Source organism: Lysinibacillus sp. fkY74-1, from assembly GCF_053165895.1.
In genome coordinates this window covers 15296-29651 of sequence record NZ_CP170173.1, presented here as the reverse complement: position 1 = coordinate 29651, position 14356 = coordinate 15296, and the positions used below count along the sequence as shown (strand labels likewise).

The following is a 14356-nucleotide window of genomic DNA, read 5'->3' as shown; positions in this document are numbered from 1 at the left end:
TTACCAGCCTCGCTCTTGCATGCGCTCATTTAGCCCGAGCTGTGCAATATCAATACCTTTCATTGGTACACCTAGTTCCTTTGATATTTCAGCAATAAGCTTATAATCTTTGTAATGTGTCGTCGCTTCTACAATCGCATGTGCAAATTTTTCAGGATTATCAGATTTAAAGATACCTGAACCGACAAACACACCATCAGCCCCAAGCTCCATCATTAATGCCGCATCAGCTGGCGTAGCTACACCTCCTGCTGCAAAATTAACCACTGGTAAACGACCAAGGCGTTTGATCTCTCTTAATAATTCAAAAGGTGCTCCTAGTAATTTTGCCTCTGTCATTAATTCATCCTCTGTCATACCTACTACTTTTCGGACTTGGGCATTCACTTTACGAATATGTCGAACTGCCTCCACAATATTCCCTGTTCCTGGTTCACCTTTTGTTCGTAACATAGCTGCTCCTTCCCCAATGCGACGGGCTGCTTCCCCAAGATCACGACAGCCACACACAAATGGTACGGTATAATTACTTTTTAATAAGTGATATTCTTCATCTGCTGGTGTAAGTACTTCACTTTCATCAATATAATCAACCCCCATCGCTTCTAAAACACGGGCTTCTACAATATGACCAATACGAGCTTTTGCCATAACAGGAATGGAGACTGCTCCTAGTACTTCCTCTACAATACGAGGATCTGCCATACGAGCAACACCTCCTGCTTTGCGAATATCTGAAGGTACTCTTTCTAATGCCATTACCGCTACTGCTCCTGCCGCCTCTGCAATTTTTGCTTGCTCAGCATTGATCACGTCCATAATGACGCCGCCCTTTTGCATCTCAGCCATACCACGCTTCACCAAATTTGTACCTGTCTGTTTCATTGTCTAACCTCCATCTTTATGATGAAATTTAGTATAATAGAAATTGACCATATAAAAATATCCAGTTTTCAAAATAACTATAAGGTCAGGAGGTTTTTATCATATGGATATGCTTTTATTTCAGCTTGAAAGAAATGGCGATAAACCGCTATATGATCAGCTTTATAATGGTATTAAAGAAGCTATTATTTCCAAGAAAATAGCAGTGGGAGAAAAATTACCATCAAAAAGAAAATTAGCCGATTTTTTGAATATCTCTCAAACAACGATTGAAATTGCCTATGCACAGCTTCTTGCAGAAGGCTATATTATGTCCAAATCTCGTGTTGGTTATTTTGTAGAAGAAATCGATGAACTACCCTACATCCAGCAGGACATCGTAATTCCTTTCAATGAGCACGTTAAGAAAAAGTCATACAAAATAGATTTTAATCCTGGTTCTATTGATATCGATGCTTTCCCATTTCAGATCTGGAGAAAATATGCAAAGGAGCTGTTTGATGAAGCCTCAAAAAATTTATTATTAACAGGGGAACCTCAAGGGGAGCTTTCTTTACGAACTGAAATTGCAAATTATTTATATCAATCACGTGGAGTTATCTGTAATCCAGAGCAAATTGTCGTTGGCTCTGGTACTGAGCAGCTTCTGCCTATGATTTTACGTCTTTTTAGGGATGATACATGCTTTGCTCTGGAAAACCCAGGCTATCCAGCTGTGCATCGTATGTTCTCTCAGCATAAACGGAAAGTATATCCTATTGCCGTCGATGAAGAAGGTATCGTCATTCACGAGCTAGAGCGAACACAAGCTAATGTTGTCTATATTACACCATCACATCAATTTCCTACTGGCGCCGTATTATCCGCTACTAGGCGTGCACAGGCTTTAAACTGGGCAGCACAAAGCTCATCTCGTTATATCATTGAAGATGATTATGATTCAGAGTTTCGTTATACTGGAAAACCAATTCCTGCTCTACATGCTCTAGATAGAAACGATAAAGTCATTTATATGAGCACTTTTACAAAATCGTTAATGCCATCTTTGCGTGTAGCCTATTTTGTACTTCCACCTCAATTACTTGCTACGTATAATGATGTTTTTAATTACTATTCATCAACTGTACCTCGCTTCGATCAGCATATCGTAGCAAATTTTATGCATGATGGTCATTTTGCAAAACACCTTAATCGAATGCGTAAAGTTTATCGTAAAAAACATGATCAGCTTACTTCTATTTTAGAAAAATATTCATCATCCATTAAAATTACAGGTGAGCAAGCAGGAATGCATATATTATTAGATGTTAAACACGAATTACCAGAAAAACAATTACAACAACTTGCCTTCTACGCAGGAATAGGGATTTATCCGTTGTCTGATTATCGACTAGATCATGGTGAATCTTCGCAAGCACAATTTTTACTTGGCTTTGGCGGTATACCTGTCCATGTAATTGAACAGTCGATAGAACAATTAATGGATTGTTGGGGGATACAAAAAAATAACCCATCTACTACAACCAAGTAGTAGATGGGTGACTCCCATTAAGATTCAATTAGTTGAATATGATAATGCTCAAACCAACTATGAATTTGCCCTAGATATGCTAAAAGTTGAGGTCCTGCCATTAATTGTCCATACCATGGAATTTTGAAAGAGCTCCCCCCCGATTCAATTAATTCTGCAAGTTTTTTGTACTCAAATAATTCATGTAAGATAGAGTTTTTATCTTTAAGAATTTCCCTTAGCCATGTTTGCACACCTGCTGTATAAACTGGATGATACGTTTTAGGATAGGGATTTTTTTTACGGTATAATACTTCATCAGGCAATAAATGTGCCATCGACTTTCGAAGTAAGCCCTTTTCTATGCCATCTAAATTCTTCATTTCCCAAGGAATATTCCATGCATATTCCACAAGGCGATGATCTGCAAAAGGAACTCGTACCTCTAAACTCGCTCCCATACTCATACGATCTTTCCGCTCTAGCAATGTCTGCATAAACCATTGCATATTTAAATAAAACATTTCACGGTGTTTTACTTCTGCAGGACTTTCACCATCTAGTAACGGGACTTCTGTAATTGTTTGTGTATATAGCTGCTGTGCGTAGGATTCAATTTTTAATTTTTTATCCCACTTCTCCTGAAGTATTGCATTTCTTTCAGCCAATGACCGAATCCAAGGAAAGCCCGTAGTTTTTTCCTTAAACCATGGATATCCACCAAAAATTTCATCTGCACATTCGCCAGATAGTGCTACAGTAAAGTCTCTTTTAATTTCTCGACAAAACCAGAGTAACGAAGAATCTACATCCGCCATACCTGGTGAATCTCTAACTATAACTGATTCTACTAGTAAATCAATCAGCTGTTGCTGAGTTATTTCTTCTGCATGATGTGTCGTCTTAAAAGCCTCGGTCATCTTTTGAATCCAATACGTATCTGTTGACGTTTGAAATGCATGTGGATTAAAAAAACGTTCATTATCCTCATAATCAATTGAATACGTATGCAACTGATTGTTTTGTTGGCGGAATCTATCAGCAGCAATTCCTGTAATAATACTAGAATCAAGTCCTCCTGATAGAAATGTACAGATTGGTACATCCGAAATAAGCTGTCGTTCAATAGCATCTGTTAACAGCCAACGAACCTGCTCAATCGTCTCTTCCAATGTTTCTTCATGCTTGCGGCTTTGTAGCTGCCAATACTGCCATTTTCTTAATCCCTCTCTAGAGAAGCGCATTGCAAATCCTGGTCGTAACTCCTCAATATTTTGAAAAAGAGTCTTACCTGGTGCTCTAGAGGGGCCTACAGCCATCATACTTGCCAATCCCTCCGTATTGATGGCAGCTTGAACCATTGGATGTGCCAGCAAAGCCTTTACTTCAGATGCAAAAAGAATCCCCCCCTGTTGCTCTGTAAAATAAAGGGGCTTCACACCCAATCTATCTCTGCATAAAAAAAGAGATTGCTCCTGTTCATCCCAAATGCCAAATGCAAAAATACCATTTAGAAAGTCTACGCATTGCTCTTTCCATTCAATATAGGCGGTCAATAACACTTCTGTATCTGAATGTGTTGTGAAAGTATGACCTCTCTTCTCCAGCTCTTTACGCAGCTCCTGAGTATTATAAAGTTCGCCATTATATGTAATGACATAGTTTATCCCTTCATGTAGTTTTTTCATAGGCTGCTTGCCACCTATTAAATCGATAACCGCTAACCGTCGATGGCCAAATGCAATATGCTCACTACACCAAATATTTTCATCATCTGGCCCTCTCCTGTTTAATGTCCGTGTCATTGCTTGTAAAACTTTTTCACTTGCTTTTAAATTCTTTTGAAAGCTAGCCCACCCTGTAATGCCACACATTTAGCCACATCCTTTCGCCTATTAGCGTATGCTGTATGGGTCAAAAATGTGAAAAAGCACATGAATGTTTCTTAACATTCATGTGCCCTTTAATTAATGATTAGAATAGTCCACCAACGAAGTCAGAAATTCCACTCCATAAATTGCCGAAGAAGTTCCCAATACCTTGGAAGAACAATGAGATACCGCTAGCACGCTCTACAGAGCCCGTAGTAACAATATCGGATGAAATATCCTTTCCATCGATAAAGCCGTAGTCTGTGCCCTCTGTGCGCTCAATAACGACCTTTCCTACAACAGTATCTTTCTTAACTCCTGCCTCAAGACTCTTTTTATCTAAAACCAATTTAGGTTTATAAAGATCTTTATCAGAAGACTTAATCATAAATGAAATAGGTTCTTTTACAGCAATCTCTACTTTGTCTTCTTTACCCTTTGTCACTTTTACTGTTTTTTGATCTTTAAACGTATAGTTCGCTGGTAAAATTTCTTGTTTTGAGAATTGTGAAAAACCATAGTTAAATAATTTTGCTGTTGCATCAAAACGAGCTTTATATGATCCTTGTCCACTTGCATCAACAGCTTTCATGACAACTGCGATTAATCGAGTACCATTGCGCTCTGCAGTACCTGTAAAGCAATGGCCTGCAAAGTTTGTAGTACCGGTTTTTAATCCATCGACACCTTGATATTCAAAAACTAAACCCGGTAACATAAAGTTCCAGTTAGACATCTCAATGGCGTCCTCTGTACCTTCACGGAATGTCTTCTTAGTAATTTGGGAAGTTTCTAATACCTTTGGGTGATCCTTTAATAGATGATAGGCTAGTTTTGCCACATATTTAGCAGGCATCACGTTCTCATCTTCTGGTCCTGTCCCTGCTGGATGCATCCCAAAAAGATCCGCGTTGTTTAGACCTGTTGCATTAACAAACTTATAACCTTCTAGGCCAAGTTCTTCTGCTTTTTTGTTCATTAATTTCAAAAATTCAGTCTCTGTTCCAGCAATTGTTTCAGCTATAGCAACAGTTGCAGCATTCGCTGAATAAATAGCCATTGCCTCGTACAATTCTCGAATTGTGTAAGAACCATCTCGACGTAAAGGTACATTACTTAATGCACGATTTTGAGACATACGATACGTATAATCGGTTACATGGTATTCTTGATCCCATTTAACTGTCCCTGCATCAATAGCGTCCAATAACAGGTATTCAGTCATCATTTTTGTCATACTTGCAATACCTAGTGAAGTATCCGCATTTTGTTCATATAAAATTTTGCCTGAATCTGCGTCAATTAAAATCGCAGCATCTACTGTTAATCCTAAATCCGTCTCTGCACTTGCCTTTGCAGGAATACCTGCAAAAATACCAATTAATAAAACGGGAATTAGGAGTAAGCGTAGTACGGTGTTCATTTTCTTTTTCACCTTTAAAGCCCTCCAAAAAATAATCTTGTCCTCGACATTTTATCATAGATAACAACATACGTGTTGACTCTCTACCATAAAAAAATGCTCTCGCGCCATCTTTGTAGACGATGCGAAAGCATAAAAGTTGCAAGTAATTTATTACATGGAATAGTTTGGTGACTCTTTTGTAATCTGTACATCATGTGGATGTGATTCACGGAGACCTGCACCTGTCATTTTAACAAATTGAGCATTTTCTCGTAAATACTCAAGGTGTGGTGCTCCACAATAACCCATACCAGCTCGGATACCACCAATCAGTTGATAAATTGTATCGGCTAATGGCCCTTTATAAGGAAGGCGACCTTCAATACCCTCAGGCACTAACTTTTTCGCATCTTCTTGGAAGTATCGATCTTTTGAGCCTTTTTCCATTGCTCCGATAGATCCCATACCACGGTATACTTTGAAACGACGACCTTGGAAGATTTCTGTCTCTCCTGGTGATTCAGAAGTACCTGCAAGAAGTGATCCTAGCATAACAACATTTCCGCCAGCTGCTAAAGCTTTCACAATATCGCCAGAGTACTTAATACCACCATCCGCAATAATTGTTTTACCAAGCTCACGTGCTACTGTAGCACAATCATAAACTGCTGTAATTTGTGGCACACCTACGCCAGCCACAACACGTGTAGTACAAATTGAGCCTGGGCCAATTCCTACTTTAACAACATCTGCTCCAGCTTCGAATAATGCACGTGCACCTTCTGCAGTAGCTACGTTACCAGCAATGATTTCTAGTTCTGGGTAAGTTTCTCGAATTGAGCGGATTGTTTGCAATACGCCTTCAGAATGTCCGTGTGCTGTATCGATTACTACAATGTCAACTTGTGCTTCTACAAGCTTCTCAATACGTACCATTGTATCCTTCGATACACCAACTGCTGCACCTACAAGTAAGCGACCATGTGTATCTTTAGCAGCATTAGGGAATTCAATAACTTTCTCAATATCTTTGATTGTGATAAGTCCAGTTAAGCGACCCTCTTCATCAACAATCGGAAGTTTTTCGATTTTATATTGTTGAAGAATTTTTTCTGCATCCTCTAGAGTCGTTCCAACAGGAGCCGTAATTAAATCTTCTTTTGTCATAACATCTTCAATTTTTAAAGAGTAATCTGAGATAAAACGTAAATCACGGTTTGTAATGATCCCTACAAGTTTTTGGTTTTCCATACTATCAACAATAGGTACACCAGAGATTCGGTATTTACCCATTAAATGCTCAGCATCGAAAACTTGATGAGTCGGAGTTAAGAAGAATGGGTTTGTAATAACACCATTTTCAGAACGTTTTACTTTTTCTACCTGTTCAGCTTGTTCGTCGATACCCATGTTTTTGTGGATAATGCCGATACCGCCTTGTCGTGCCATAGCAATCGCCATTTTAGACTCTGTAACTGTATCCATACCTGCGCTGATCATAGGAATGTTTAATTTAATCTTTGGTGTTAATTGAACAGATAAATCAACATCTTTCGGTAATACTTCAGAATGAGCTGGTACTAATAATACATCATCAAAAGTTAAACCTTCTTTGGCAAATTTAGTCTCCCACATTTTCGTAACTTCCTCCTATAGTTAAAAGAATATTAATTGTAAGATTAACAACGTGGACTGCTACTGTCAAGAAACTTATAAAAGAAAGACAATTCAGACTTTTAATCATAGCAAATTTTAATTAAAAATCCAAATAAATAGCTATATAAAAACTCCTAACAATCTTAATATAGTTATATGAAACGTGACAATGATATTTAAAATGAAGGATTTTCGTATAAAATTCTGTAATTTATGAAGGATTTTCATAAAATAATAAAAAAACAGCCAGCACACAGCTGACTGCTTTATTGCCTAGCGACGTCCTACTCTCACAGGGGGAAGCCCCCAACTACCATCGGCGCTAAAGAGCTTAACTTCCGTGTTCGGTATGGGAACGGGTGTGACCTCTTTGCCATCATCACTAGACTATGTTCGGCTTTCAATATACACCGCATTTCTTCGTCAGCTTCTGTCGTTCAGTCAGTCACGTACTTGAGTACGCTCCTTCCCTCTCTCCATTGCTTCCTCGAACTACTCGTATCTTGAAACCCTTTATAAAAGAAATTATTCTTTCAAAACTGGATAAACGGTTCATTGAATGCTTCAAACTTTTTGGTTAAGTCCTCGATCGATTAGTATTCGTCAGCTCCATGTGTCACCACACTTCCACCTCGAACCTATCTACCTCATCGTCTTTGAGGGATCTTACTTACTTGCGTAATGGGAAATCTCATCTTGAGGGGGGCTTCATGCTTAGATGCTTTCAGCACTTATCCCGTCCACACATAGCTACCCAGCGATGCCTTTGGCAAGACAACTGGTACACCAGCGGTGTGTCCATCCCGGTCCTCTCGTACTAAGGACAGCTCCTCTCAAATTTCCTACGCCCACGACGGATAGGGACCGAACTGTCTCACGACGTTCTGAACCCAGCTCGCGTACCGCTTTAATGGGCGAACAGCCCAACCCTTGGGACCGACTACAGCCCCAGGATGCGATGAGCCGACATCGAGGTGCCAAACCTCCCCGTCGATGTGGACTCTTGGGGGAGATAAGCCTGTTATCCCCGGGGTAGCTTTTATCCGTTGAGCGATGGCCCTTCCATGCGGAACCACCGGATCACTAAGCCCGTCTTTCGACCCTGCTCGACTTGTAGGTCTCGCAGTCAAGCTCCCTTGTGCCTTTACACTCTACGAATGATTTCCAACCATTCTGAGGGAACCTTTGGGCGCCTCCGTTACCTTTTAGGAGGCGACCGCCCCAGTCAAACTGTCCGCCTGACACTGTCTCCTGCCCCGCTAAGGGGCATGGGTTAGAATTTCAATACAACCAGGGTAGTATCCCACCGACGCCTCCTTCGAAGCTGGCGCTCCGAGATCTCTGGCTCCTACCTATCCTGTACAAGTTGTACCAAAATTCAATATCAGGCTACAGTAAAGCTCCACGGGGTCTTTCCGTCCTGTCGCGGGTAACCTGCATCTTCACAGGTACTATAATTTCACCGAGTCTCTCGTTGAGACAGTGCCCAGATCGTTACGCCTTTCGTGCGGGTCGGAACTTACCCGACAAGGAATTTCGCTACCTTAGGACCGTTATAGTTACGGCCGCCGTTTACTGGGGCTTCAATTCGCAGCTTCGCTTGCGCTAACCACTCCTCTTAACCTTCCAGCACCGGGCAGGCGTCAGCCCCTATACGTCACCTTACGGTTTTGCAGAGACCTGTGTTTTTGCTAAACAGTCGCCTGGGCCTATTCACTGCGGCTCTCATGCGCTTGCACGCTCAAGAGCACCCCTTCTCCCGAAGTTACGGGGTCATTTTGCCGAGTTCCTTAACGAGAGTTCTCTCGCACACCTTAGGATTCTCTCCTCGACTACCTGTGTCGGTTTGCGGTACGGGCACCTCTCACCTCGATAGAGGCTTTTCTTGGCAGTGTGAAATCAGGAACTTCGTCCATACGGACTCGCCATCACAGCTCAACGTTACAGTGTGCGGATTTGCCTACACACACGCCTTACTGCTTGGACGCGCATAACCAACAGCGCGCTTACCCTATCCTACTGCGTCCCCCCATTTCTCAAACGGTGAGGAGGTGGTACAGGAATATCAACCTGTTGTCCATCGCCTACGCCTATCGGCCTCGGCTTAGGTCCCGACTAACCCTGAGCGGACGAGCCTTCCTCAGGAAACCTTAGTCATACGGTGGACGGGATTCTCACCCGTCTTTCGCTACTCATACCGGCATTCTCACTTCTAAGCGCTCCACCAGTCCTTCCGGTCTGACTTCAACGCACTTAGAACGCTCTCCTACCACTGACATCGTAGATGTCAATCCACAGCTTCGGTGAATCGTTTAGCCCCGATACATTTTCGGCGCAGCGTCACTCGACCAGTGAGCTATTACGCACTCTTTAAATGATGGCTGCTTCTAAGCCAACATCCTGGTTGTCTGTGCAACGCCACATCCTTTTCCACTTAACGATTACTTTGGGACCTTAGCTGGTGGTCTGGGCTGTTTCCCTTTTGACTACGGATCTTATCACTCGCAGTCTGACTCCCGTGTATAAATATCTGGCATTCGGAGTTTGTCTGAATTCGGTAAACCGGGATGGCCCCCTAGTCCAAACAGTGCTCTACCTCCAGTATTCTCATCACGAGGCTAGCCCTAAAGCTATTTCGGAGAGAACCAGCTATCTCCAAGTTCGATTGGAATTTCTCCGCTACCCACACCTCATCCCCGCACTTTTCAACGTGCGTGGGTTCGGGCCTCCAGTAAGTGTTACCTTACCTTCACCCTGGACATGGGTAGATCACCTGGTTTCGGGTCTACGACCACGTACTATTTCGCCCTATTCAGACTCGCTTTCGCTGCGGCTCCGCCTTCTAAAGCTTAACCTCGCACGTAATCGTAACTCGCCGGTTCATTCTACAAAAGGCACGCTATCACCCATTAACGGGCTCTAACTACTTGTAGGCACACGGTTTCAGGATCTCTTTCACTCCCCTTCCGGGGTGCTTTTCACCTTTCCCTCACGGTACTGGTTCACTATCGGTCACTAGGTAGTATTTAGCCTTGGGAGATGGTCCTCCCGGATTCCGACGGAATTTCACGTGTTCCGCCGTACTCAGGATCCACTCAGGAGAGAACGAACTTTCGACTACAGGGCTTTTACCTGCTCTGGCGGACCTTTCCAAGTCGCTTCATCTAACTCGCTCTTTTGTAACTCCGTATTGAGTGTCCTACAACCCCAAGAGGCAAGCCTCTTGGTTTGGGCTCTTCCCGTTTCGCTCGCCGCTACTCAGGGAATCGATTTTTCTTTCTCTTCCTCCAGGTACTTAGATGTTTCAGTTCCCTGGGTCTGCCTTCAAGACGCTATGTATTCACGTCAAGATACTACGCGATTAAACGTAGTGGGTTCCCCCATTCGGAAATCTCCGGATCAAAGCTCACTTACAGCTCCCCGAAGCATATCGGTGTTAGTGCCGTCCTTCTTCGGCTCCTAGTGCCAAGGCATTCGCCGTGCGCCCTTAATAACTTAACCTATCAGCTTTCCATACACATCACATTTCGTTGTCAGCCTCACTCGTTCAATCAGTCACGTACTGAAGTACGCTCCTTCATTTACTCGATTGCTTCCTAGAACTGCTCGTGTCTGAAAACCTTATCATGTTATTAAGCCTATAAAAAAACTTAAAAAATAAATGTGTTTGTTACAATTTCAATGTCGTTTTATCCAGTTTTCAAAGAACAAGTTTTGAAGTATTTCATTCAGAAAGAATGAACCTTCAAAACTGAACGCAAAACGTAATCTTACAAACCCTAGGTTTGTATTCCGAAAATATCCTTAGAAAGGAGGTGATCCAGCCGCACCTTCCGATACGGCTACCTTGTTACGACTTCACCCCAATCATCTATCCCACCTTCGGCGGCTGGCTCCAAAAGGTTACCTCACCGACTTCGGGTGTTACAAACTCTCGTGGTGTGACGGGCGGTGTGTACAAGGCCCGGGAACGTATTCACCGCGGCATGCTGATCCGCGATTACTAGCGATTCCGGCTTCATGTAGGCGAGTTGCAGCCTACAATCCGAACTGAGAACGACTTTATCGGATTAGCTCCCTCTCGCGAGTTGGCAACCGTTTGTATCGTCCATTGTAGCACGTGTGTAGCCCAGGTCATAAGGGGCATGATGATTTGACGTCATCCCCACCTTCCTCCGGTTTGTCACCGGCAGTCACCTTAGAGTGCCCAACTAAATGATGGCAACTAAGATCAAGGGTTGCGCTCGTTGCGGGACTTAACCCAACATCTCACGACACGAGCTGACGACAACCATGCACCACCTGTCACCGTTGCCCCCGAAGGGGAAACCATATCTCTACAGTGGTCAACGGGATGTCAAGACCTGGTAAGGTTCTTCGCGTTGCTTCGAATTAAACCACATGCTCCACCGCTTGTGCGGGCCCCCGTCAATTCCTTTGAGTTTCAGTCTTGCGACCGTACTCCCCAGGCGGAGTGCTTAATGCGTTAGCTGCAGCACTAAGGGGCGGAAACCCCCTAACACTTAGCACTCATCGTTTACGGCGTGGACTACCAGGGTATCTAATCCTGTTTGCTCCCCACGCTTTCGCGCCTCAGTGTCAGTTACAGACCAGATAGTCGCCTTCGCCACTGGTGTTCCTCCAAATCTCTACGCATTTCACCGCTACACTTGGAATTCCACTATCCTCTTCTGCACTCAAGTCTCCCAGTTTCCAATGACCCTCCACGGTTGAGCCGTGGGCTTTCACATCAGACTTAAGAAACCACCTGCGCGCGCTTTACGCCCAATAATTCCGGACAACGCTTGCCACCTACGTATTACCGCGGCTGCTGGCACGTAGTTAGCCGTGGCTTTCTAATAAGGTACCGTCAAGGTACAGCCAGTTACTACTGTACTTGTTCTTCCCTTACAACAGAGTTTTACGAACCGAAATCCTTCTTCACTCACGCGGCGTTGCTCCATCAGGCTTTCGCCCATTGTGGAAGATTCCCTACTGCTGCCTCCCGTAGGAGTCTGGGCCGTGTCTCAGTCCCAGTGTGGCCGATCACCCTCTCAGGTCGGCTACGCATCGTCGCCTTGGTGAGCCGTTACCTCACCAACTAGCTAATGCGCCGCGGGCCCATCCTATAGCGACAGCCGAAACCGTCTTTCAATATTTCACCATGAGGTGAAACAGATTATTCGGTATTAGCCCCGGTTTCCCGGAGTTATCCCAAACTATAAGGTAGGTTGCCCACGTGTTACTCACCCGTCCGCCGCTAACGTCAAAGGAGCAAGCTCCTTCTCTGTTCGCTCGACTTGCATGTATTAGGCACGCCGCCAGCGTTCGTCCTGAGCCAGGATCAAACTCTCCATAAAAGAAATTTGATTAGCTCAAATTGTTTTGCTGGCATCATTTTGATGTCCAAAATTTTGTTTCGTTCACTAGCTAGGCTAGCTACTTAAAACTTTATTGATTACGTTTTGCTTGTTCAGTTTTCAAGGTTCATTTTTAAGTTCACTGCTTTGTTAAGAGTTAACTTTTATATAATAACATGTTTTATATTGTTTGTCAAACAGTTATTTTGTTTTTATATTTTAGTAGCTGCATATCTCAACAGCAACTTTTATATAATAACATGCTTATTATTAATGGTCAATAGTTATTATAATTGTTTTTTATAATCTTAATCGTGGCCAGTTTCGTAAAAATTGTATGGTACGATTTCTTCCTATTTCTAAGAGCGTTTCTTTTGTTTCCTCATTTAAATCGAACTGCGTAGCACTATAATCTTCTACAGGAATAAAAATTATATCTCTTTCATGTCTTCTTGATATATATCTTTCATCATGTGCATCTTTCATAGTTGAAAATAATGCTTCAAACAAATTCAAACCATTTTTTATTTCATGAGGACATTGTTCCTCTCTCCGTCTGCTTAATTTAAGTCCTAAAATTGGTCGTACTTTTCTTCCCTCCCTATCGTCAAAAATCCATAATGGGAAATTACTTAATACACCACCATCCACAATTATTGATTCACCTTTTCCAGTCTTTAATGTAACTGGTTCGAAGAAAAATGGTATACCACAGCTCATACGTAAGGCGCAAGCAACCGAAAAATTCTTAGCATCAATTTCATACTTGTGTAAATCATCTGGTAATACAATCATTCTACCATTGGTTAGATCTGACGCGACTAACTTTAGAGAATCTTTAGGTAGATCTCCAAAAGTATACACCCCTTTTTCGGCCAGCTTTTTGAAGAACCACTTTTCTAATGCCTTTCCTTTATACAGACCTAAATGATTATAAACATTTATCCATTTCATAAAAGGGAAAGGTAATATTGTTCTTCTAGAATCCAGTAATGAAGGTACGTCTAACTCTTCAAGCATCATTTCGATTTCTCTACCGCTATATCCTGCAGCAATGAACGCAGCTAAAATTGCTCCTGCACTTGTACCAGCAACACGTTTAAAACGGAAATTTTCATCTTCTAGTACTTGATATGCTCCGACAAGGGCAAAACCCTTCAAACCTCCTCCAGAAAAAACACCATCAATCCACATAATTCCCTCTCCCTTTTCCCGTAATCTTTACATTATAAGAATCCAAATAGATGATTAGAACTAAAATTTGTATTTTAATGTCGAAGACAGTCTATTGCCGAAAAGGGAATTATTTATAATATTGAGGAAAATAATACGATTTCATAGATAGGTATCCTCTTTTAGAAATCAGGAAGTTATATAGCATCTATTTAATTTTGTCATTTACTAAATTTAAACGTATTTCATATGAAATAAAAAAACAGCCAGCACACAGCTGACTGTTTTTGTTGCCTAGCGACGTCCTACTCTCACAGGGGGAAGCCCCCAACTACCATCGGCGCTAAAGAGCTTAACTTCCGTGTTCGGTATGGGAACGGGTGTGACCTCTTTGCCATCATCACTAGACTATGTTCGGCTTTCAATATACATCGCATTTCTTCGTCAGCTCCTGTCGTTCAGTCAGTCACGTACTTGAGTACGCTCCTTCCCTCTC

General features: G+C 42.4%; 6 protein-coding genes and 4 rRNA genes. 1 reads left to right on the top strand and 9 read right to left on the bottom strand.

Annotated elements, in window-relative coordinates; all coding sequences use genetic code 11:
* Complete coding sequence (pdxS, locus tag ACE1MS_RS00105; RefSeq protein WP_012291841.1) at nucleotides 1-885, bottom strand: pyridoxal 5'-phosphate synthase lyase subunit PdxS; 885 nt, start codon at nucleotides 883-885, stop codon at nucleotides 1-3.
* A gap of 103 nt (nucleotides 886-988) precedes the next feature.
* On the opposite strand from pdxS, the gene pdxR reads away from it, so the two are divergent.
* On the top strand, nucleotides 989-2416 hold the full coding sequence (gene pdxR / locus ACE1MS_RS00100; RefSeq protein WP_012291840.1) for a MocR-like pyridoxine biosynthesis transcription factor PdxR: 1428 nt from the start codon (nucleotides 989-991) through the stop codon (nucleotides 2414-2416).
* Nucleotides 2417-2433: 17 nt separating this feature from the next.
* On the opposite strand, the gene asnB is transcribed toward pdxR, so the two are convergent.
* The 8 genes from asnB to rrf (ACE1MS_RS00060) form a co-directional block, all read right to left on the bottom strand.
* Nucleotides 2434-4269, bottom strand: coding sequence for an asparagine synthase (glutamine-hydrolyzing) (asnB, locus tag ACE1MS_RS00095; protein ID WP_447402635.1), 1836 nt, complete (start codon nucleotides 4267-4269; stop codon nucleotides 2434-2436).
* A 100-nt stretch (nucleotides 4270-4369) separates the two neighbouring features.
* Nucleotides 4370-5701: a D-alanyl-D-alanine carboxypeptidase family protein gene (locus ACE1MS_RS00090; protein WP_012291838.1), complete on the bottom strand. Its 1332-nt coding sequence runs from the start codon at nucleotides 5699-5701 to the stop codon at nucleotides 4370-4372.
* Between the two features lie 141 nt (nucleotides 5702-5842).
* On the bottom strand, nucleotides 5843-7306 hold the full coding sequence (gene guaB, locus ACE1MS_RS00085; protein WP_012291837.1) for an IMP dehydrogenase: 1464 nt from the start codon (nucleotides 7304-7306) through the stop codon (nucleotides 5843-5845).
* Between the two features lie 292 nt (nucleotides 7307-7598).
* Nucleotides 7599-7714: ribosomal RNA gene (gene rrf / locus ACE1MS_RS00080) — 5S ribosomal RNA — on the bottom strand.
* Nucleotides 7715-7900: 186 nt separating this feature from the next.
* Nucleotides 7901-10828: ribosomal RNA gene (locus ACE1MS_RS00075) — 23S ribosomal RNA — on the bottom strand.
* 307 nt (nucleotides 10829-11135) lie between these two features.
* Nucleotides 11136-12687, bottom strand: a 16S ribosomal RNA gene (locus ACE1MS_RS00070).
* Nucleotides 12688-12987: 300 nt separating this feature from the next.
* On the bottom strand, nucleotides 12988-13881 hold the full coding sequence (locus ACE1MS_RS00065; RefSeq protein WP_012291836.1) for a patatin-like phospholipase family protein: 894 nt from the start codon (nucleotides 13879-13881) through the stop codon (nucleotides 12988-12990).
* 271 nt (nucleotides 13882-14152) lie between these two features.
* Nucleotides 14153-14268 (bottom strand): 5S ribosomal RNA (gene rrf, locus ACE1MS_RS00060).
* The 16S, 23S and 5S rRNA genes sit together here, the layout of an rRNA operon.
* Between the last annotated feature and the right edge of the window lie 88 nt (nucleotides 14269-14356).

Bases quoted from the DNA above. Each gene is read 5' to 3' on its own strand.
- guaB (WP_012291837.1), bottom strand. From the start codon at position 7,306: ATGTGGGAGACTAAATTTGCCAAAGAAGGTTTAACTTTTGATGATGTA.
- pdxS (WP_012291841.1), bottom strand. From the start codon at position 885: ATGAAACAGACAGGTACAAATTTGGTGAAGCGTGGTATGGCTGAGATG.
- asnB (WP_447402635.1), bottom strand. From the start codon at position 4,269: ATGTGTGGCATTACAGGGTGGGCTAGCTTTCAAAAGAATTTAAAAGCA.
- pdxR (WP_012291840.1), top strand. From the start codon at position 989: ATGGATATGCTTTTATTTCAGCTTGAAAGAAATGGCGATAAACCGCTA.
- ACE1MS_RS00065 (WP_012291836.1), bottom strand. From the start codon at position 13,881: ATGTGGATTGATGGTGTTTTTTCTGGAGGAGGTTTGAAGGGTTTTGCC.